The organism is Lentihominibacter faecis (assembly GCF_014306095.1).
Lineage (GTDB): Bacteria > Bacillota > Clostridia > Peptostreptococcales > Anaerovoracaceae > Lentihominibacter > Lentihominibacter faecis.
This window is the reverse complement of sequence record NZ_JACRWC010000057.1, coordinates 19,209-42,638: the sequence shown is the minus strand read 5'-3', so window position 1 is coordinate 42,638 and position 23,430 is coordinate 19,209. Positions and strand designations below refer to the sequence as shown.

The 23,430-nt window shown below is 49.6% G+C and carries 11 protein-coding genes, 2 pseudogenes and 1 riboswitch; of the genes and pseudogenes, 10 read left to right on the top strand and 3 right to left on the bottom strand.

The window, feature by feature from the left end; all coding sequences use genetic code 11:
- Positions 1–541 (top strand): VOC family protein (locus tag H8876_RS04690; protein WP_249286744.1); only part of this gene is annotated, 541 nt, incomplete at its 5' end.
- 161 nt (positions 542–702) lie between these two features.
- Here the strand turns inward: H8876_RS04690 and H8876_RS04685 are convergent.
- Positions 703–1,293 carry a DUF1349 domain-containing protein gene (locus H8876_RS04685; protein WP_249286743.1) on the bottom strand — a complete coding sequence of 197 codons (591 nt, stop codon included), beginning with the start codon at positions 1,291–1,293 and terminating at the stop codon, positions 703–705.
- Positions 1,294–1,846: 553 nt separating this feature from the next.
- Positions 1,847–2,728 (bottom strand): annotated as a pseudogene (locus H8876_RS04680) (NAD(P)-dependent oxidoreductase); the annotation flags it as partial.
- 181 nt (positions 2,729–2,909) lie between these two features.
- On the opposite strand from H8876_RS04680, the gene H8876_RS04675 reads away from it, so the two are divergent.
- The 9 genes and pseudogenes from H8876_RS04675 to H8876_RS04635 all read left to right on the top strand — a co-directional run bounded on the left by H8876_RS04675 (position 2,910) and on the right by H8876_RS04635 (position 23,068).
- Positions 2,910–4,034 carry an ethanolamine utilization protein EutH gene (locus tag H8876_RS04675; protein WP_249286741.1) on the top strand — a complete coding sequence of 375 codons (1,125 nt, stop codon included), beginning with the start codon at positions 2,910–2,912 and terminating at the stop codon, positions 4,032–4,034.
- A 116-nt stretch (positions 4,035–4,150) separates the two neighbouring features.
- A riboswitch (cobalamin riboswitch) is annotated at positions 4,151–4,330 on the top strand.
- A 99-nt stretch (positions 4,331–4,429) separates the two neighbouring features.
- Positions 4,430–8,617 carry an immunoglobulin-like domain-containing protein gene (locus H8876_RS04670; protein WP_249286740.1) on the top strand — a complete coding sequence of 1,396 codons (4,188 nt, stop codon included), beginning with the start codon at positions 4,430–4,432 and terminating at the stop codon, positions 8,615–8,617.
- 35 nt (positions 8,618–8,652) lie between these two features.
- Positions 8,653–9,936, top strand: coding sequence for a DUF4430 domain-containing protein (locus H8876_RS04665; protein WP_249286739.1), 1,284 nt, complete (start codon positions 8,653–8,655; stop codon positions 9,934–9,936).
- A pseudogene (locus tag H8876_RS04660) lies at positions 9,933–16,418 on the top strand (hypothetical protein); the annotation flags it as partial. The gene H8876_RS04665 and the pseudogene H8876_RS04660, both read left to right, overlap by 4 nt.
- A 2,062-nt stretch (positions 16,419–18,480) precedes the next feature.
- Positions 18,481–18,807: a cysteine-rich small domain-containing protein gene (locus H8876_RS04655; RefSeq protein WP_249286737.1), complete on the top strand. Its 327-nt coding sequence runs from the start codon at positions 18,481–18,483 to the stop codon at positions 18,805–18,807.
- A 12-nt stretch (positions 18,808–18,819) separates the two neighbouring features.
- Positions 18,820–19,713 (top strand): energy-coupling factor transporter transmembrane component T, encoded by an 894-nt coding sequence (locus H8876_RS04650; protein ID WP_249286736.1) that lies wholly within the window; start codon positions 18,820–18,822, stop codon positions 19,711–19,713.
- Positions 19,686–21,461 (top strand): ABC transporter ATP-binding protein, encoded by a 1,776-nt coding sequence (locus H8876_RS04645; RefSeq protein WP_249286735.1) that lies wholly within the window; start codon positions 19,686–19,688, stop codon positions 21,459–21,461. Before H8876_RS04650 ends, H8876_RS04645 begins: the two co-directional genes overlap by 28 nt.
- Positions 21,443–22,183 (top strand): ECF transporter S component, encoded by a 741-nt coding sequence (locus tag H8876_RS04640; RefSeq protein WP_249286734.1) that lies wholly within the window; start codon positions 21,443–21,445, stop codon positions 22,181–22,183. Before H8876_RS04645 ends, H8876_RS04640 begins: the two co-directional genes overlap by 19 nt.
- Positions 22,184–22,186: 3 nt before the next feature.
- Entirely contained in the window at positions 22,187–23,068 is an 882-nt protein-coding gene (locus H8876_RS04635; protein WP_249286733.1) for an energy-coupling factor transporter transmembrane component T, read from the top strand.
- Between the two features lie 161 nt (positions 23,069–23,229).
- Here the strand turns inward: H8876_RS04635 and H8876_RS10305 are convergent, their stop codons facing one another.
- Positions 23,230–23,388: a putative holin-like toxin gene (locus H8876_RS10305; RefSeq protein ID WP_417493274.1), complete on the bottom strand. Its 159-nt coding sequence runs from the start codon at positions 23,386–23,388 to the stop codon at positions 23,230–23,232.
- Between the last annotated feature and the right edge of the window lie 42 nt (positions 23,389–23,430).

Genomic DNA, 23,430 nt, shown 5'->3' with positions numbered 1-23,430 from the left:
CCGTCTCGTGGGCTCGGAGATGTGTATAAGAGACAGGTCTTATATGACTGATGCAGATGGAATGATTCTGGAGTTTATGCAGGAAGCCAATGCGGATACAAGTCAGGATTATATTAAGCTTCTTCATGTGGGCCACACGGTAACAGATATGGATAAAGCAATCGACTTTTTTGAAAATACCATGGGATTTAAAATGGTAATGAAACCGGAGCTGGAAACAGATGAAATGGAAGCAAAGGGGCTTGGATATCTGGAACTTCAGAATGTGACTTCCGCAACTGCTATGTTTGAAATGCCTTCAGGTCAGATTATAGAGGCTCTTTATTATGAATATCCTAAAATCTCAGATGTTACACCAACACCGTTAAATTATGTGGGGAAACATCACGTTGCATACGAAGTAGAAAATATGGAGGAGGCGCATGCAGAATTAAAGAAGGCAGGCTGCGAACCACTGTATAAGCCTCTCGATGATGGCAATGTTTGCTGGGAATACATGAAGAATTTTGAAGGGACGGTATTTGAGCTGACACAGGAATAGTATATGTTTTTCCTCGATGATTTTACTGTATAAATTGCCAATGGCACGCTGTGAAATAAAAAAGGATCATCTTTATTTTGTAAATTAAAAAGGAATACCTGTTGCAAATAATGGCAACAGGTATTCTTTTTTAAAATTAATTATACGAATATGGAGATAGTTTACATGCCTTCACGAATATTCTTAACCGTTTTGTTCTCTATAATGAGATTTGAGAATGTCCGAATACCACCATTTCCTACGGGAGCATGAGCGGATAATCCTACTTTAACGGTACTTCCTGCGGCAAAATTGAAAAAACGCATCATGTAAAATTGTTGTCCGTCGGTAGAATAGTGAAATGCAAAGGAATCGCCGCATCTGCATATTTGAAGCCAGGCATTTTTTCCCTCGATGTTGCAACCGTTAGCATCGTCACACTCCCCATTGCGAGAAATTACGCTTACGGCAGCATGTGTATTGAAATCGGTCTTTTCGAAGCATGCTTTTGCCCAGTTTTTAATATCTTGCATTACCATAATAGAAGCGGAGTCGTAAGTGTCTTTGAAATCATGAGATACTTGTACTTTCATTACAAAATCTCCTGTCAGTTCAGTGTAGTAAAAAGGCGCATTGCATAAAGACTCTGGGGTGATTCCGTCCTCATTGATTGAACCGTTATTGTAGAAGAAATCACTTTGAGGAGGAGCCAATATTTCGATTTGATCTCCACTAGTTTTAATTTTGCTTTCATTCAACCATTTAAATTCCATAAAATCCTCCTTCGCAACTTGAAAAGCTTTACCATTAATGCACGAATGATAACGCATCCCATAACGCTACATTCAGCTGCAGTGGAATTTTTCACATTTGCTTTCTTTTTTTATAAAAATGTTTGTCTACTTTAAAACGTGCGAATTGTGATATATTATTAATATTATTATTATACATATAATAACGTACGAAGTAAATGCCAAATGGTATATTCCTTAATAAAACCTGAGAAATTGGAAATGTTAGTCTTTCGGGTCTATTTAGATCTTCATTATAATTACTATATATGAACATTCGGCGTGGTCAAAAGTTTCCGACTTACAAGTCAGAAACTTTACGAAATAATATAGTTTTCGATGCAGAAGACCAAAACTCGAAGCCAATCGATCAAAACAGATGGCTCAATAAACCAAAAAACAATTTTGCACGCAAAAACGATCGTAAATGTGATTGCAAAATAGAGACTTTATTTCACAGTCTCACTAAAATAAATATGCTCGCCTTAAAGTGGGAGTGCTTTTAGGCGAGCATATTTTTAAGTATTAAGGTGTGTTATATCAGCTCGTTGACTACAGAGCAGACATTCTTCTTTTCGTAACCGCTCTTGATGCCATCCTGGAACAGCTTCAGCACGGCATCGCCGCAAGGAGTCTTTACACCGTATTCATGCATTGCGCGGAGAATCGTTTCAGTAGCAGTTGCTTCGATGTTCAAAGTACATTCGCTGGCATCATCGAATTCTCTATTGTAATCAGCAAGTTCTGATCCGAAGGCTCTAAGGTTGCCTTCCAGCATGATCGGCAGGATCTCGCGAGTCTGATCAACGAATTTCTGAACGGAATAATCGTTTTTCAGACAGAATGCAGAAGCCTCTGCAAGGCCCGCGATAGCAGCGAAGTGAACCTGCAGTACCGCCAGGTCAGTTACGCTGGCACCGACGATATCGTCGCCCAGATACACAGCTTTTCCCAGGGCTTCCAGCGCAGGCTTTGTTTCGTTAAATGCCTTTTCACTTCCGGCATATACGATATATCCGGTTGGAGTTCCAATGTCTCCGGGATAAACCTCAATAGCAGCATCCAGGTGGATCATATTACGTTCTGCTGTGATCGCTGCCATATCTTTTACTTCGGATGGTGTGGAAGTCGTGGTATCTACCAGGATCTTGCCAGCCAGTTTCTTATCAGAAGTATTCTTGATAACTGCTGCTGCGATATCATGTGTTGGCAGATTCAACAGAATGAAATCTTCTTCTCTGGATTCATCCAGAGATGCTGCATACTTAGCACCTTTTTCGATGTAAGGCTGCGCAGCTTCCATGTTTAGGTCAACGATCGTGACTTGAAAATCTTTTGCCATTAACGCGCGGATGATAGCGCTTCCCATAACGCCACATCCAACTACTGTAACTTTTTTCATAATTGCCTCCTTTTTGAAAAAATGTGTGTTTGCTTTTTTTGATCATGTGAATTATAATAAATATTATCGTACTTATGATTATATATATAATAACACATAATGTAAATAGGGAATTTATAATAGGAGAAAAAAGATGCAATTGTTTCTGGGATCACTAACTGATTGGATAACACATATTTCGGCGAATTCCATTATTATGATGATCATGATGATTTTTATGGTGATCGGTGGAGTTGACTACATTCGGGGGAATAAGCTGGGGTACGGAAAAGAATTCGAAGAAGGTTTTAAGACGATGGGGACGCTGGCCATGGCGGTAGCGGCGATCATTGCGATAGCACCCTGTCTTTCGCAATGGATCAGACCGCTGGTGACACCGATTGCCCATGCGATCGGAGCGGATCCCTCGGTTGTGGCAGGTATTTTACTTGGTGCTGATATGGGAGGATATCCTATGGCGACTGCGCTTGCAGAAAATGAAGCGGTGGGAAAATTCAATGGACTTATCGTAGCAAGCATTATGGGTCCTACGATCACATTTACGATTCCTGTGGCGTTTTCCTTGATCAAAGTCAAGGACAGACCGTTTCTGGCGGCGGGAATTCTGGCAGGCCTTGTATCTGTTCCGCTGGGATGCCTTGTGGGTGGTTTCGCTATGAAGTTGACCGTGTATAAGCTTTCGCTTTATGCATTATTATTTAATACGCTGCCGATTGCAGTGATTGCAAGCTTGGTTATTGTATCATTGTGGTTTTTTCCTGACCAAGTAATCAGGAGTTTTAGTGCTGTGGGAACGGTGATCACGGGTTTGGCGACAGGGCTTGTTGTAATTGCTGTTTTTCAACAGGTTACAGGGATTTTACTGCCGGGCTTTTGTGCCATGGCGATCCCGGATGAAACGACGGGACTAACTGGTCTGGAATCAGGGATTCTCGTTTGTGGAGAAATCGGAATCGTTCTGGCGGGGGCGTTCCCTTTAATGAAATGGATTACGAGCACTTTTGGAAAAGAGCTGGGAGGGATCGGAAGCCGATTTGGACTGAAAAAAGATGACTGTGCTGGAATGATTGGAGGTTTGGCGAATTTGATTCCCTTGGTCACTTCGCTGGAAAAGATGGGATCAAAAGGGAAAATCGTGAGCCTGGCTTTCGGAACAGGCAGCTTCGCTGTATTCGGTGACTTCCTGGGATTTACAGCAGGAGTCGATCAGGAGATGCTGGTGCCGATGATTTTGGGGAAAGTAACTGCGGGTGTTGCAGCTTTGATTATCGCTAATTTTATGACGCCGAAGCTGCTGGAAAAAATCGAATCAATAAAATAGGCAATCAAAAATGCCGCTGATAGCAAAAGAGTTATGATAAATACTAAAAAAACCTTGACAACTAGAGTATTATCCCCTATTATGTAATTGAAGAAAATATCGTGAGTGGGCACTTCGGAAGCCGGTGTGAGTCCGGCACTGTGTCTCAGCAACCGTGATATCTGCGGAGGAACACGCGAGGTTTGCTGCAAAGCATCCTGCAGTCACTGGGGAGCGGGCTTTATTTCTGTAAAGGCTATAAGCCGGCGAAGCTCTCTGGGAAGGCGTTCTGACGGTCAAGGATTAAGTCGGGAGACCTGCACGCTTAAAACAAAAGTCTTCTGAGGTAGGACGACGTTTAACATACGGTCGGTCAGACCGTAGCTTTGTGTACGTTTTTTGGCATCTCGGAGGAGATGTCAATTTTATTATGGGAAGGAGAAGCAATGAACAAATCACCGAAAAAATTATGGAAGCGATCGCTGGGGATCGTGCTGACGGCAGTTATGGTCATAACTGCTGCGCTGCCGACGGCCGCTTATGGCGTGGAACTGAATGCTCGCGCAGGAGGATTCTCAGAAGCCATTGCCGGAACCATAGAAATTCTAGCGGGAAATGGAAGCAGTGCCGAGAACGGCATTTGGCTGACGCAGGATGCTGAGGGAAACTCAGCGGATGCAGAAGCTGCGATGACATATTTGCAGAATAAGTATGTGTCTGCCACTACGAAAATTATCACTGGCAGCACACAGGAAAAGGATACTTGTCATGCGATCATACCATCGAGTAAATCGAGTTTTCGTCTTGCGTATGAAAGCGGGACAGGAACAAGTCTTTATAAGAGCGGATGGTATATCAACGACCAGAAAGATGTTGGAAATACGATTGAGCCGAGATCCGGAAGCTGGACCGCAAGAAACCCTGGAAGCATCAATATCAATCAGCCTGATGCAGACAAGACTTTTAAGGTGACATTAAAGCTGTTTCCAAGCGGCACAGGGGATGATATGATCAATGGAGAAACTGCATCCATGGACAATTCTGCAGCGCTGGCATCGCAGGAGTTCCTGATTACGATAAAGGGCACCGGTGAAGTGGAGACTCCATCCACCTTCGATGTCAGCTTTAAACCAGTCGATAGTGAAACTGGTGCAGAAATTTCGGGTGCAAGCATTACATTAGAAGAAAACTGGAGCACTGTTTATCCAACCAACGGTGTTTATAAAAACTTATCCAAGGATAAGAAATACACTCTGAAAATAACTGCTGATGATTATCTGGATTATAGGGATGAGTTCCAGCCAAAGCAGGGCGGAGAGGTGAAGATCCCGCTGACTAAGGCGGCATACAGCACCATTAAGTTCAACATCAAGGATTCTTCAGGAAAGAACATTGATGGAGCGACGGTGAAGGTCAAACAGGGATACTATGATACCGTAAGTCCGCAAAGTGACGGAAGTTATAAGCTAAAAAACGGCGTGACATATAATTACACGGTAGAGGCTGTTAATTACACTTCGATAAACAGCGTGAGCTTTATCCCGTCAGGTGACCAGACTATCGACATCACGATGACGAAGAACATCTCCCAATATAACGTTACATTCAAGCCGGTCGACAGCAATGATAAGGATATTGCGGATGCTGCAATCAAAGTAACATATGAAGATTCCGATTACGATGACGACTGGAACTGGGTCACAAATGAAATCACAGTAGAACCGGAAAAAGACGGATCATACAAACTGGACAAATCCACGAAATACACCTATACGATCACCGCCGACGGGTATGAAAAAGCGACAGGGACGTATACTCCGAGCGGTGATAACGAAGACATTACGAAAACGATCACCTTGAAATCCACGAAGACTGTCGATCCTGCAGATCAGGCGAAAGTGGACGCTATTAAAGCAAAGTTTGATAAAGAAACCAGCGTTCTCAGACCGGATTTTTCGAAGGATAAAAAGATCACGGATCTGGTGCTCCGCCAGATAAAGGGATACACGGACCTGACGACCGACGGCGTAACGGTAGAACTGAAAACGTCTGGTGATACGAATTACATTAAAAATGATGGCACGATCATCTATAAGAACGGCGCCCTCGATCAGTGGGGAAATAACAGTACTACGGTAACAGGAAATATCTTTGTATTCAAAGCAGGCAATGCGGAAGCCGTTTCCGCTGAAACGCGTGCGACCATCTGCTGGGACAGAGACTATTTCAAATCTCAGATGCAGAAGGAGGCAGACTCCCTTACATGGGACACGATCAAAAATGCCAACCTGAAACAAGACGAAGTAACCACGGATCTGACCCTTCCGCAGTGCATGGGGACTTCCGCCAGGAATGTCTGGTCCAAGGTGACCTGGACGTCTTCGGATCCTTCACTCATTTCCATCGACAAGACGGGATATGACTCCATGATCGACCCGAAGAAGGGAACGGTGACACAGCCGAGTGAAGACCGCGTAGTTACTCTTACGGCTACGTTCCAGGCGAACGAAGCTGATCTCAATGAGTACGTGGAAAAAGTCGGCGATTTCGGTACCATCACCAAGACTTTCAAAGTCACAGTCAAGGGCAAGCAGGCTGCCAAGCCGACGGAAGATGAACTGAAGGCGATTCTGGACAAATATTACACAGCGGACAGCCTGACGGATCCTAATACAAAGGAGAAGGTGGATCCTGCCAATGTAACAGGCGATATCCAGCTGCCAAGATACACGAGGATCAAAGATGAAAACAACAAAGACGTTTTCGCCAACAAGGAAATTACAGTAACTACAGACAAGGAAGATATCCTCAAAATCAATGGCTACCGTGCAGCGGTAGACCGGTTTGCAAGTCAGAACGAGAAGGAAACCGTTAATCTGATCGTTACCTTTACGAGAGACGGCGTGACCGTTTCTAAGAAGATCCCGCTTACAGTCAGCATGATCACAGACAAAGAGCTGGATAAGGAACTGGCCATGATGGAAAAAGCGAAGGAGCATTACTTTGACGGCATCAACGACGGCAAGTATGCGGACAAGGATTCCATCACAGGTAACCTTCATGCATTCTGTGAAATGAGTCTGGATGAGCAGGGGAATCCGGTATGGGCGTACAATGTTGACGATAAAACCGGTACAGGCATCATACCGGACGATTACCAGGATGGTTCCCTGGGGCAGACGGGATGGCCGTATAATCGGTTCAAATCTTCCAACAACGCTATCGTAACTCACGAAAATCTGCTGGTGACCCGCCCAGAAAACTCGACGCAGATCACGATTTCCTCGCTCCTTTCCAGTGAGAAATATGGTAAGTTCGCCAAGGACCATCCGAACAATGAGAAGCTGCAGAAGCTTTACAAGCAGGAAGTTTCCGTAACTGTGACCGTCAAGGGCACCAAGGCGTCTGCCGAAGCTCTGCTGGCAGAGATCGAGTCAGCCCAGAAGCTTTACGATAGCATGGTAGAAGGCACTCAGCCGGGCGAATACCAGAAGGGTGCAAAGGCTGCTCTGGCAGAAGCCATCGCCAGAGCGCAGGCAGTAGCTGACGATAAAGACGCTACAGAAGCGCAGCAGGATGCAGCCATCGCTGATTTGCAGCAGGCTGTAAAGGATGCGAAGGCTCTGCAGAACGCAAAAGAAGCATCCGTAAGCGTTCGTATCAATATGGATTCCGGAAAACCGGGGAAATCCTATACAGTAAAAGTAACTTCCGATATGGCGGCCAAGGCAGGCTTCTCCAAGCCGGAAGGATTTGAAAACACCGTGACTATTTTGGACGCTATGGTAGCGGCACATCAGAAGATGTACGGCGATGACTTTGGGAAAGATCCAGGAAAATATTTGATTATCAACGGCGGATGGATCCAGAAATTCTGGGGAATAGAGACTGGTGCGATAGGATATCTGCTCAATGATCAGTCGCCGGCAGATTTAAATGGGAGTGCGACGCTCTGCAATAATTCCCCGATCAAAACAGGCGATGTCGTGACTGTGTATCAGTATGGTGACACTCAAAATTATTCTGACACGTATCTGTATTTCGTAGATTCCCAGATCCAGCAGAAGGAGCTGGGTGAGGTTTCGCTGACGCTGATGAGAAGCGGGTATGATGCAAACTGGAAGCCGGTAAGTTCTCCGCAGGAAAACTGCAAAGTCGTCCTCGCGGACAGCAACGGCAAGCAGGTCGCAGAGGGTACGACCGATAAGGACGGTATCGTTACCTTTAAGATTTCTGAAGCAGGCAGCTATAGTGCTGATGTAACAGCAGCTCCGTTTGATTATTATGTGTCCGCTCATGCGGACATCACCATCGGCGACAGTCAGGTGGTAGATCCGGACGATCCGAGCAAGGATGATATGAAAAAGGACGATCCGAAGAAAGACAACGCGATCCGGGATCTTAATAAGAACAAGACGACACTGCAGGCTGGAGCAGGCGGAAACGGTGGGTCTGACGGCAGTGGCGGCGGAAGTGCTTCCGGCGGCAGCGCCAGGACAGGAGACGATGCACAGCTTTATGTGTGGATGATGCTGATGCTGGCTTCCATGGTGGCGGCAGTTTACATCTACGCAGCAGCACAAAGACGGGATGACCGTTTCTAAATAAAAATGTTATATCGATGAATCAGGAGAGAAAAATGCAGACGCAGCAGCAGAAAAAGAAAAATAAAAAGCTGTTTAACATCCTAATGATCGCCATGATCGCCGTGATTGCCTTTTGTTCAGTCATGGCGGTCGGTCATATCAGGGGATGGTTCGGCAGTGGTGATTCCAGCTCCGCGGTGGTCACGAAGGAAATCAGCGGAGTTGCCAATATTGAGCGAAGCGGCGTAGGGTACAGCTTAAAGGAAAAAGTACCTTTGAAGGCCGGAGATATCATAGAGACCGAAACAGGTTCCACGGTAACGGCGAAAGTAAGTGGCCACAACGCGCTTACCTTAAATGAAAATGCGGAACTGTCCGTAAAAAACAGCGAGAAGAACGACGTAGCCTTTACGCTGAATGAAGGCGAGATCTTTGCAGATGGGAAAGATCCGGGGAAAACATTTGATGTAGCGCTGGACAAAAACACCGTGCATGCGGCAAAATCCGGGGACGCAGTAACCTTTGCAGCCTCGCAGCAAAAGGGAAGTGCGACGGTCAGCGTTATGAGAGGAAGCCTCAGCGTAAGCATCGAGGACGGAACGGAAAAAGATGTGAAAGCTGGAGAATCCCTGCTGATCGCCCACGATAACGAAGGGCATCTGAGTGCAGAGATCGCGACTCTCAAGGCTGAATCTTTCGACGATTTTGTGCTGACACAGGCGTTAAAATGCGACAGTAAAGACGATCTTTGCTTTGCGGCCAAGGATCTGAAAAAAGTACAGGAAACACGGACTGCTGAGAAGCAGAAAGCACAGGAGGCGGCAGCGAAAGAAGACGCTCTGTATAAAGAGATCATGTCGTCCGACGGCAGTCAGTCCGGAAGTTCATCAGTGTCCGGCAGCAAATCCGGAAAAAGCGGCAGCTCTTCCAAAGTCAAGACCTGCACCATCCAGATCCGCTGCGATTCCATCCTGAAACACATGGGGGATCTAAAGGAAGGCAAGAATAAATACGTGCCGGCAAACGGCGTGATCCTGGCCACCAGCAAGGTGGAATTCGCAGATGGAGAAACGGTCTTCGACGTGCTGAAACGAGCCTGCTCCTACACGGGGATCCAGCTGGAATATTCCTATACGCCGATGTACGGCAGCTATTATGTGGAAGGGATCAATCATCTGTATGAATTCGACTGCGGCAGCCAGTCGGGCTGGATGTACAAGGTCAACGGATGGTTCCCGAATTACGGATGCTCCAGCTATAAGCTGAAGGATGGCGATGCGTCGTCTGGAGCTATACCTGCACGGGAATGTAAAGGGGAACAAGGAGAAAAAGCATGAAACGAAGTAAAAAAGCATTAAGTATTATAGTGATGCTCCTGATGGTGGCGACGACGCTGGCGCCTACCTGGGCCTTCGGAACGGAGGCGGCTCCGGCAGCACAGAATAGTGTGCAGGAGAGCCAGGCTGCAGCAGTGGAAACCAGTGGTGCGGCAGAGCCGGTTCTTGCAAAGCTCTCCGTCAAGGCATATCAGTATGCAGCAGGTGATCCTGCAAAGCCGCTGAAAGCGGAGGCTTCTGCTTCCGACGGCGGCACGCTGACCTATCAGTGGCAGAGCAGCAAAGACGGAAAGAACTTTACCGATATCAAAGATGCTACCAATGCGGAATACACCCCGCAGACCGGGGAAGCGGGCACGGTATATTACCGCGTTCTGGTAACCAATACGGCGGGCGGATCTGCATCCTCCGCTGCCGGTGAAACCATCACGGTCACGGTAGCAGAAAATGCGGTTGCGACTCAGGCGGCGGATGCCAGCACGGAAGAACCGTCTGGAAGCGGTACGGCAGCCGATCCATATCAGATCGGGAACGCCGATCAGCTCATGTGGTTTGCCGCAAAGGTCAATGGCAGCACGAAAAAGAGTACATCCAATTTGTGTGCAAAACTGACATCTGATATTGACCTGACGGGGAAAGAATGGACGCCGATTGGATGTTACAACAGCTATAGTGACTGTGTTTATTATGGTGGTACGTTTGATGGGGGCGGACATACGGTTTCCGGGCTGACGATCAATAATGCCAAGACATATCAGGCGCTATTTGGTTATGTAAAAGGCGGAACGATACAGGATCTGACGGTTAAAGGCAGCGTTAAGACTTCTACGAAAAGTTCGTCATACGCAGCGGGGATCGTATCCTACGGAAATCCTGTAACTATAAAAAACTGCACCAACGAGGTGGATGTGACGGCGAGTGCCAAGGGATATGCTGCAGGTGTTTGCGCATATGTGATAAATGGTTCGAAGTTGGAATCCTGCACCAATAAAGGCATGGTGTCCGGATATGGAGATTACGTGGGCGGTGTTGCAGGAACGGTAACAGGATCAACGACAACGATTACAGGCTGCTTTAACCATGGAGTGGTTACAAACACAGGAAAACCCAGCAGCTATGCTTACAGTACCGGTGGTATTGCAGGCGGTATTTCCACCGGTGTTACCGTAGAACGTTGCGGGAATACGGGAAATATTACTAGTACATTAAAACGTACCGGCGGCATTGCAGGAAGTGCCGGAGGTACTATCAATGCTTGCTTTAATACAGGAACGATCACTGGTATTTACGGCGTCGGCGGGATCGCAGGAGATTCGGGGACATCTGATGCAAAAGTCACTGGATGCTATAATACGGGAGACGTAAAAGGTGTATCGCCGTCGGCGTCTTTCAAGGATACCAATGCCAAGGGGATCGGCGGCATCATCGGTGGTGTGGGAGGTACCAGCTACAAGGCTTCTGTTTCCGGCTGCTACAATATGGGAACAGTCAGCAATGCTTCCACGCTGACGGATATTACGGTCGGCGGGATCGTTGGATGCAGCGCAGCCAAAACTTACAGCGGCACAGCAACGGAAAACCTGATGACCGTGACCAATTGCTGGTATCTGGATACGACAGCGGCGCAGGGTGACGGCTACAATAAAAACGCATCGGGCATCACAGCCAAGACGGCAAAACAGATCGCAGATGGCGATATCGGCGACGGCTGGGTCATGGGCCCGGATGGTCATCCGATCCTGGGCTGGCAGGATCCCAATGCGACCTATAAAGTGACATTCAATATCAACCTAGAAGACGCCAAGCTGGTAGTCAAGGATTCTTCTGACAAAACGGTGGATCCAGAGAGCGACGGAACCTATAAACTGAAAAACGGTACATATACCTATGAAGTGACGGCGGACGAGTACAAGACGAAGACGGGAAGCTTTACGGTGGCATACAGCGGACAGAGCATCAGCGTTTCTCTGGATATCCAGAAATACGATTACGTCTTCACCACTGATCCGGAGGATGCGAAGCTGACGGTGAAATCCGGCAATGATGTCCAGAAGTCTCTGGCGGACGGTAGAACCTATCAACTGGCGAAAAAGGGCAATCCATATCGTTACACGGTAGAAAAATTCGGATATGAAACCAAGAGCGGTACGCTGAATGTCAAGGGTAATGCGGACAATGATAAGAAGAGCGTGACCCTGAAAAAGCTACCGGTCTATAAAGTAAACTTTACAGTAGAAAAAGCAGCGGGCGGACAGGATTCCACGCCGGTCATCACGGTGACCAGCAAGGATGACAAGGATGCCGATCTGGAAGCGGATGAGGACGGCGACTACCACTTGCCGGACGGCGACTATTCCTATAGTGTTTCCTGTTCTGGATACAAGACGGTTCGAGGCGAGTTTACAGTTTCCGGGAAAGACCTGACTGTAGACGGTATTCAGCTTGAGATACAGACTTCCTGGGACGGGGAATCTTATACAGAACCTGCAAAGAATGGGCAGGGCGTTTATCTGATCTCCAGCCCGGACGAGCTGATGTGGTTCGATAAAAACGCCAAGATGACCGATTCAGCGAAACTGCTGGCGGATATCACCATCAATGAAGATGTGTCAGGATCTGATGCGACTTCCCAGAAGTACAAGTGGACGCCGATCGGAATGGACAAAACTAAGGCGTATACAGGAAATTTCGATGGAAATGGACATACCATTTCGGGACTGTATATCAACAGTACAGCGGCCAATACAGGTTTGTTTGGTTACGTTGGTGCAGCAGGTGAGATCAAAAATGTAACGATTTCAGACAGTGTCATTACATCGACACAGAATTATACGGGAGCAGTTGTAGGAGATTCCAAGGGGAATATCACAAACTGTCATACTACAGCGACGACTCGCGTGACCGGAGCAAATTATGTCGGAGGGATTGTTGGAGAATTGGACAGCAATATGTCTCTGGCTCAGTGTTCCAATGCCGGGGAGGTACAGGGAACCGGAACGAGTGGTTATGCAGGGGGCATCGCTGGACGTGTGCAGTCCAACGCATCCAATGCGTTGACGGATTCTTATAATACCGGAAGAATTACCGGAGTAGCAAATGTTGGAGGTATCGCAGGGCATCTATATAATGGAGGAGGAATACAGAATGTCTATAATACTGGAAGTGTTTCTGCTTCAAAGGGCGTTGCAGGAGGCATCGTTGGGGCGTTTCGATATGGCACGCTGAAGAATGCATATAATGCAGGTCTGGTGGAAGCCTCGACAAAAGGCGGCGTGGCTGGAAGATTAGAATGGACTGGTGGCAACAAAACGCTCCAAAACGTATTCTATTCTGCCGAATACGAGGCAATCGGCAATCTGAATGGCTGCACGATCCAAAACGGCACGGCAACCGCCAAAACTTCCGACGAGCTGAAAGCCCTCACCAGCGAAGACCTGGGCGACGGCTTTGCAGCAGATACCAATGGGATCAACAGCGGATATCCGGTGCTGGCATGGCAGAACGGGACTGTGAAATCCGACGATCCGGAAAAGGACGACAACGGATGGCAGGGCGAAGCGGCCAAGGTTGTGCCGCAGCAGAAGGACGGCGTATATCAGATCGGAACGCCGGCAGAACTGGCATGGTTTGCCGAAAAAGCTGCACAGGATTCCACTGATCTGAAAGCTGTTTTGACAGCAGATCTGGATCTCAACAACAACGTTTGGACCGGCATCGGCGGACAGACTGCAGATACGGGCTTTGCAGGAACTCTGGACGGTGCGGGACACACCATTAAAAACCTTTACCTGAAAAACGGTAAGGGCCTGATCCCGTACAACAAGGGAACGGTGAAGAACCTTACCCTGGCAGGTATCCTCAAGGGCGGAGATGAAACAGCCGCATTGACAGGAACCAATGCGGGAACGCTGGAGGAGATCACTTCCAACGTGACGGTAACGGGTGGAAACAAAATTGCCGGGATCGCCGGAAACAACACCAAGGATGGCGTCATCAAAGACTGTCACAATACGGGTGCAGTGACCGGGGAATCCTATGCGGCAGGTATCGTGGCATATAACGAAGGTTCTGTGTCGGGATGCAGCAACACGGCTGTGATCACTGCCGGAAGCACCTTTGCAGGAGGTATCGCGGCGGCTAATACCAATGCTGTAAAGAGTGAAGCGGCAAACGTGAGCAAGTCTGCCAACAGCGGACATGTAATCGTTAGCTCGTCAGCAGAAAGAGCTTATGCGGGCGGCGTCGTTGGCTGGAACAACGCCAGTGTCAGCAGCCTTTACAATACAGGAAACGTAGTCAGCCGAGGCGGCTATGTAGGCGGATGTCTGGGTTGCAATACGACGGGTTCTACGGCCAAAAGCCTGTATAACCTGGGGGATGTAGCCGGTTCTTATGCCGATACGGAGACGGGAGAAGTCTTCAATGTAGGCGGTGTCATAGGCGGAGGTACAGCAGGTACCGACTGCTGGTATCTCAGCTCCCTGGCTATCGCAGATGCGGACAGCTCCAGCGCCAATAAAGCCGACGCAGGAACCATTAAAAACAAGGCAGGAAATCTGGCTTCGCTGGCGGGCAGCAAGGAGACTCTGACAGGAACTGTAACGCTGCCGGAAGACGTTCAGGCGGGAGAAACTATCAAGGCCTCCTACACTGACGGTAACGGCCAGGATCCGATGTTCGTCTGGTACAGAGACTGGGGCGGAGAGGAACAGATCCTGGGCTTTGGAGAAAGCTTTACCGTTCCGAACGATATGGTCGGCGTCAAGGTTTACGTCAAGTGCATGGACGGGGATCACTACGGCATCAAGACGGCAGAGTCCGGCAAGGTGCAGGGCATGTCGGGAACGGTCAAGATCCAGGGACAGGAAGTCGCGGGACACACCTTGACGGCTGTTTACAAGGGTAGCGAAAAAGCACCAAAGTACCAGTGGTATCGCGGATCAAAAGCCATCGATGGTGCGACTAATGAAACATATAAACTGACCGACGATGATCTGGGCAAGGAAATTTCCATTCGCGTGACCGGAAGTCTGGCAGGCTATGTTGAAGCGAAGACAGGCACCATCAAGGATGGCGCGTCGGCAGGCATCTGGCCGGAGGATCAGTGCAGCGAACCGGCAGTGAAATCCGGCGTGCACCAAATCTCCAGTGAGAAGGAACTGAAGTGGTTCGTCAACGCCGTCAACGGTGGCAATACTGCGATCAACGGAGCGCTGACGACAGATATTACCTTGAGTACTGCTGATGGAACTGCCGGCAACTGGTACCCGATCGGCAACGACAAGAACTCCTACAAGGGAACTTTCGACGGACAGAATCACAGAGTCACAGGCATGGTGATCCGCGGAGAAAAGAACGAGCAGGGATTCTTTGGAAATATAGACGGCAAGGGAACTGTTAAAAACTTGAAGATTTCCGGAGATATTAAGGTGACAGGCGATAGTCTCTCCACCGGTGGTATCGCTGGATATCTGGAAGGTAAGATCATCTACTGTGAATATAGTGGATCGGTTTCCGGGGGTATGTACGTCGGCGGTATCACAGGTCAGACCGGGCTCAACGCCAAGGTGACGGAATGTCGCAATACAGCATCGGTAGCTGGTACACAGAGTATCGGTGGTATCACAGGCGCTGTATCCTATGGAACTATCAGCAAGTGTATCAATACGGGAAGCGTCGGAACGGAGGGCAAGAGCCAGCAGGCTGGCGGTATCGTAGGACTGATGTCCAACTACGCAGTCGTGGAAGGCTGCTACAATACAGGAACCGTAATCGGTAAAAAGAATCTGGGCGGTCTGGCCGGTGAAGCGACGGTCTGCGCCGTGCCGCAGGGCTGCTACAATATCGGAAGCGTAGCGTCCGGTATCAACACAGGCGGTTCGGTAGGCAGCTATACAGGATCTGCCTATATCAGTCAGACAACGGGAAGCTTCTACCTGGCTGAATCCCAGGCAGCGGCAACGGATAAAACGGCGATGGGAGCTTCTTCGGAAACCATGAAGAAAGCCGGATTCGTGAAGAAACTGAATCAGCAGATCGGTACGGAGTACTTTGCAGAAGATACGGAAAAACTGAATGGCGGATATCCGATTTTAAAATGGCAGACGGAAGGCTCTTCTGAGGGCGGAAGCACGACGAAGCCGGAAGATCCGGACAAGACCGAGATCAGCGTAAGCTTTGGATTAACAGGAGATACAGTTCACGGTGAGAAAGGAAAGCATACAGGAGATGTGACCTGGATCGGTTCGACGGCCTATACATTGAAGAAAGGTGCGACGGCACAGGATCTCTTCGAAAAGGCCCTGGGAGATGCCGGCCTGGACTATGAAATGTCTGGAAACAGCTACGTATCGTCCATTAGCAATGCAAAAGAAAAAGTTACGTTAAGCGAGCTGTCCAACGGACCGTACAGCGGATGGATGTACACCATCAACGGTAAATTCGTGGACTACATGAGCGCTGTTACATTAAATGACGGCGATGTGATGCAGTTCTTCTACGTGGACGATTATCGCACGATCGACTGGGCGGGCAACAAGACTCCTCAGGAAGCTGCGGATGAAGTTGCGGCCATGATCGAAGCTCTTCCGGATGTGGATAAGCTATCGCTGGACGATGCGGCGGCTGTAGGTCGGGCACAGAGCGCCTATAATGCACTTTCCGATGAAGCTAAAGCTCTGATTTCCAAGAACCTGAAGACGAAGCTGGATGCCGCCGTGGCTAAGATCGCACAGCTGCAGAAGACTAACCAGAAAGAATTTGATAAGATCTATCAAGAGACGGGAAGCAGTCAGGCAGCTCTGGCATCCAAGGCAGGGCTGACGGCAGGAACATCCGGCGGTGAATGGGTCGCACTGGGACTGGCACGTTCCGGATCCATCAGCGACACGCTGGCGGAGCAGTACGCACAGGCAGCATATCAATATGTGAAGAAAAAAGGTTCTTCCACCATCAGCGACAGCAAGTCTACGGAGAACTCCCGTATGATCCTGGCGCTGACGTCCATCGGCAAAGATCCGAGTGACGTTGCTGGATATGATCTGCTGGAAGCATTAGCCGATCTGGACTACGTGAAGAGCCAGGGAATCAACGGACCGATCTTTGCACTGATCGCTCTGGATTCTCATGATTACGAGATCCCGAAGGCGGCAGCAGGTAAGACGCAGACTACGCGGGAAGCTCTCATCGACGCCATCCTGGCGGCACAGTTGAGCGACGGAGGCTGGAATGTCAATGGAAATGGTGCTGACGCAGATATGACGGCCATGGCGATCCAGGCACTGGCTCCATATTATAGCAGTAATGCGAAAGTAAAATCGGCAGTAGATGATGCATTGAAGCGATTGTCCAAGATGCAGGAAGTTAACGGCGGATATACATCGTGGGGCACTGCTAATGCGGAATCGGTGGCACAGGTCATCGTTGCACTGACAAGCCTGGGCATCGATCCGGCGTCCGACGGCCGGTTCATCAAGAACGGCTACAGCACCTTGGATGCGTTGGCGACCTTCTATAATGATAAGGGCGGCTTCAAGCACAGCCAGAGCGATACCACATCGTCTAATGGCCTGGCCACGGAACAGGCCTATTATGCGCTAGCCTCCTGGTATCGGCTGAAGGCCGGGAAGACGTCTCTGTACGATATGAGCGACGTAACGACGATGTCTAAGATCATAGAGAAAACCGTGGTAAACGGTGGAGATTCTGCAAAGGATCCGAAGAAGGATACCCTGGCTTCCGGCAGCTCTCTGGCAGCTTCCGGTACGACCCGATCCATCACGAAGAAAGCTACTATCAAGCTTGGCAAGATGACGGAAGCTGCAAAGGCGGTGCAGGGCAAGCTGGATGCTGTCGTCAATGCGAACCTCCCGCAGAATGCGAAGGAGTATACTGACGATCAGATCAGGCAGATCCTGGATGCGTATAAAGCCTACAATGCCCTTTCCGTATCGGAAAAGAAAGCCATCGAGGCGACAGATACCTGGACTGCATTTACAGAGATCACACAGAACCTGGGCAGCATGTATCATTACGATGAATCGACCGGTATCGATGTGAGAGCTACCAGTGCAGAAAACCTGCCGTGGTACATCAAGCTGGTGGCGACGCCGAAGACGGCAAGTGAGAAACAAAAGACTAAGGTGCAGGACGTGCTGGGCGATAACAGCGAACTGTTCACCCTGTACGATATCCACTTCATCAACACGCTGGATAACAGCGAGTGGCATCCGAGCGGTCTGATCCGCGTCAAGATGCCGATGGTCAGCATAGGAAACTATAAGACTCCGGTCATCGTATATATCGCTGACAGCGGCAAGATCCGTCTCATCGAGGGTCACGTGGATTCGGCAGGAGGCACCATCGAGTTTGAAGCATCCGACTTCTCCCTGTATGGGATCGCAGGATCCGATCAGTCCATTGATTCCCTGCTGGGAGCACAGGCAGCCCGCGACGTGATGCCGTGGATCATCACAGGAGCTATCGCAGCGGCGATCCTGATCGCCATTATCGTCATGAGAAAGCGGAGAAACAAGAGGGGATTTTATGAGTAGTAAAACCGGCGGGTATGAACCGCCTAAAACAGAGAATTTCAAGTTTTTCAGTCACAGACAATGCGAATACTTCCCGTGTCACCGGCTGAAAGGCGGTATGGCGGAAGAAGACTTCAACTGCCTCTTCTGCTACTGCCCTCTCTATGCTCTGGGCGAGGACTGCGGCGGTAATTTTACCTACTATAAAGGGGTCAAAGACTGCACCGATTGTCTGATCCCTCACAGTCACAATGCCTACGATTATATCACTTCACGCTTCGGTGAACTGGTGGTGCTGGCGCAGGAAAAGGAGCCGGTAGACAGTCCGGAAAAAATCTGATAGGATGGATCCATGAATAGACAGGATGCATTTTCGGGGTACAGCCCGCAAGTCAATTTCATATTTTACATCGGCACCGTATTTTTTACGGTGCTGATTGTGCATCCGGCGTTTTTGATCTGTTCCCTGGTGCTTGCGGCCGTGTATTATCTGCAGGTCCGAGGGCGGCAGGGGCTTCGGACGATCGTTGGCATGAGCCCGGTCTTCGTGGTGGTCAGTGCAATCAATCCGCTTCTCAACACCGGAGGCGACAGGGCCTTGTTCTATCTGGGACAGCGGCCTTACACGCTGGAAGCCCTGTATTACGGCATGGCGCTGGGATGTATGCTCACAGCGGTGATCCTGTGGTTCGCATCTTATAACAGAACCATGACAAGCGATAAATTCATGTTCGTATTCGGGCGAAAAAGTCCCGTGATCTCCATGATCCTTACTATGGTGTTTCGGATGGTGCCGGGATTTCAGCGAAAGGCGCGTCAGATCACAACGGCCCGCAGGTGTATCGGACGGATGGAAACTGGATCTTCGCTGCAAAGCAAACTCCTGCCGTCGTTTGCGGTGGTTTCGGCTTTGACGTCCTGGGCACTGGAAGGAGGAGTGATCACGGCGGACAGTATGCAGAGCAGGGGCTATGGAAGCGGAAAGCGAAGCGCGTTTTCCATCTATTCCTTTGTGAAGCGGGACAGACTGACGGTTTGCCTGATGATCCTGCTTATGATGGGGATCCTTGCGGCTGTGCTCCGAGGCGGGACACGTGCATCCTACACACCGGAACTGCTGGTGTCAGGATACGATGATCCGTGGCTTTGGATCGGGAGCATCTGCTGGTTTGTATTTTTAAGTATTCCGGTCGCAGTTGATGTAGTGGAGGAAATGCGATGGCATGTTTTGAGATCAAAAATTTAAGTTTTTCTTATCCGGGAGCACCGGGCGGAGCATCCGAAGGCGATCGGGAGCACTCCGGCGCACCGGGATATTTTGATACGCCGAAGGCTTTGCAGGATATCGATCTGACGGTAGAGGACGGGGAATATGTTTTGCTGTGCGGCAAAAGCGGCTGCGGCAAAACGACTCTTTTGCGACACTGCAAGACGGTTCTGACGCCTCATGGAAAACGAGAAGGGAAAATACTGTTTCATGGCAAACCCCTTGAGAAATCCGATCAGCGGACGCAGGCGGCCAGGATCGGCTACGTCATGCAGGATCCGGACGCTCAGATCGTGACCGATAAGGTGTGGCATGAACTGGCTTTCGGACTGGAAAGCCTGGGGATGGATCAGAAGACCATGCGGCTTCGAGTGGCGGAAATGGCCAGCTATTTCGGGATACAGGACTGGTTTTGTAAAGATGTGGGTCAGCTTTCCGGAGGGCAGAAGCAGCTGCTGAATCTAGCGTCCATCATGGCCATGCAGCCGGACGTACTGATCCTGGACGAGCCGACAAGCCAGCTGGATCCCATCGCAGCGGCGGACTTTCTCAACACTGTCCGCAAGATAAACCTGGAGCTGGGAACAACCATACTGATCACGGAGCACCGGCTTGAAGATATCTACCATGCGGCCGACCGGGTGGTCGTCATGGATCAGGGGCAGATCCTGACGGATGGTACGCCGAGACAGGTCTGCGATTTTCTGCAAGGACGGGAGCACGAGATGTTTACGGCCATGCCGGCACCGGTGCAGGTGTATTATGGGACCGGTGGCGTAGCGGTAGAAAACTGCCCTCTTACCGTGAGAGAAGGCCGCAGCTTTTTAAGCGGTATTTTTGCTGGACGAGATCCGGAGTCGCTGGTGCAGGAGATCGAAGTTTCGGGGCGTCATAAATCAGAGGGAGAGCTGGAAAATTCCCCATTATCCATCGTCATGAAGGAAGTCTGGTTCCGTTATGAAAAGGATACGCCGGACGTGCTGCGAGGCGTGGATCTTGAGATCCCCCAGGGCAGCATCTTTGCAGTAGTCGGAGGAAACGGCACGGGGAAATCCACTATGCTGAAGAGTGTTTGCGGTGTTTGCAGGCCGTACCGCGGCAAGATCTGGATCGAAGGGAAACGTCTGGATAAATATAAAGGCGGGGAACTTTTTGCTGGAACTTTGGCCATGCTGCCTCAGGATCCGAAAAGCGTATTCGTGAAGAAGACGGTGAGAGAGGAACTGCTGGAAATGTGCGACGGACGTGCAGCAAACGGAGCAGCAGACCGGAGCGCAGCTTCCGAAGAAGAGCAGATTCTGAAGATCGCGGAACTCTGTGAAATCGATGACCTGCTGGATCGCCATCCTTATGATCTTTCCGGTGGGGAACAGCAGAGGACAGCTCTTGCCAAGGTTATGCTGACGGAACCGAAGATATTATTGCTGGATGAACCGACCAAGGGTATGGACAGCTTCTTTAAACAGAAATTTGCGAGAGTGTTAAAGCGTTTGCAGACAGAGGGCGTAACCGTCGTTATGGTATCTCACGATGTGGAATTCTGCGCACGGTACGCAGATCTGACGGGGATGTTCTTTGACGGGAGTATCGTGACGGTTAACACACCGGAGAAATTCTTTGCACGCAACAGCTTTTACACGACGGCGGCAAACCGCATGAGCCGTCACATATTTCAAAATGCGGTCAATGTAGAGGATGTGATCGAGCTATGCAGGAAAAATCGATAAAAGAGAACTGGGCGGGGCGCAGGTCTGTGAAACAGTGGATCGCGCTGGGACTTGTGATCATCGGGATTCCGGCAGTGCTGCTGCTTTCCTGGCAGATGGGTGATCGGAAATATTATCTTACCAGTATGCTGGTTTTGTTGTGCGCTGTTGCGGCATTCTGGCTCAGTTTCGAGAGACGCAGACCCAAGACGAGGGAAATGGTGCTGATCGCTGTGATGTGTGCGATCGCTGTGGCTTCGCGGGCAGCGTTTATTATGTTTCCGCAGTTCAAACCTATTGTGGGGATCGTCATGATCTGCGGTATGGCTCTGGGTCCGCAGGCCGGTTTTATGACCGGAAGCATCAGTGCTTTTGTCAGCAATTTCATATTCGGCCAGGGAGCGTGGACGCCGTGGCAGATGTTCGCCTTCGGGCTGGCAGGGCTTTTGGCGGGATACCTTTGCAGAGCGGGCGTGATGACTGGCGGAAGGCGGCTTGTGACAGCACTCATCGGCGGCGGGATGATCCTGGTTCTCATTGGACCGATCCTGGACACGTGTACATTGTTTACCATGAGTTCAGTGATCAATACAGAGGCGGTGGGAGCGGTGTATCTGTCGGGGCTGCCGTTCAATGCTGTGCACGGGGCGGCGGTATTTCTGACCCTGCTTATTCTGGCGCATCCGATGATCGAAAAACTGGATCGCATCAAAGTCAAGTATGGACTTATGGAAGCGGAGTAGATTATGAAATTCAGCAGTTATCATCCTGTGATCAATTTGATATATTTTGCGGCAGCGCTGACAGGGATCATTCTGTTTCGTCATCCGGTTTTCCTGGCTATTTCGTTTGCGGCATCCTTTGCCTGGTCGGTGAAGCTGCGAGGAAAGCGCGGATTGATCTTCGATCTGTGCCTGGTGCCTCTGATCCTGCTGTATGCCGGGGTGTATGCGTCTTATAATCACTTTGGAGTGACGGATCTTGCGACCGATTTTATCGGTAACGAAATCACCTTGGAATCCATCGTCTACGGGCTGGTGCTGGGGACGACGACGGCGGCTTTTTTGATGATGTTCAGCTGCTTTCTGGCGGTATTTTCCGTGGACAAGATCATTTATCTTTTTGGAAAGATCTCTCCGCGGCTTTCTCTCATGCTGTCGGTGGCATTGCGGATGTTCGGTCGGGTGCGAGTGCGAGCATCTCAGACCGAAACGGCTCGGCGGGGATTGGGTAAAGGCGTGCACCAGGGAAGCCTCTGGCAGCGAATGAAAAATGGAGTACGGGAGTTGTCGATCCTGATCACCTGGATGCTGGAAAGTTTTTTCGAAAGCGGATTTTCCATGAAGAGCCGGGGATGCGGCCTCCGAGGGCGGACGGCGTATTCCATTTATCGATTCGACAATCGGGATCGCAGCCTGGTCATAGTGTTGTCTGCCTGTCTTGGCGGACTGGCAGCGGCTTTGATGCTGGATCAGACACGGGTCCACTACGACCCGGAGATCATCTGGAACCGGGTGACCTTCTGGTCCTATGTGTTCTACGGCATCTATGGAGCGTTCCTGCTTCTGCCCATGGGACTGGAACTGTTAGGGCAGTGGCGGTTTCAGCGGAAGAGGAAGAATATTTAGTTTCAATTGATTTTCTGTGAGAATCGTTTTATAATAATGATACAGAAGGGTTGCCGGGAGTCTGACGGTCAGGTCAGACTAGGAACGGTTCCCCATAGTGTGAGTGTGGAAAACACCCGTCCAAGGGGAATGATGGACGGGTGTTTTACTTTATGGTAAAACTATTTACGCCTGATCTGTACGATCAAGGCGATCAGAGCAATAACGAACATCCCGAATCCCAATAGATCGGAAAACGTTAAGTACACTGAATCACCTCCCTTCTCAGGGAGCAACCGTCCACCGTATCCCGGCAGCCTTCCGCAGGAATAATATACCATATACTTACAAAAAGTACAAGGATAATTTTAGCAATACATCGA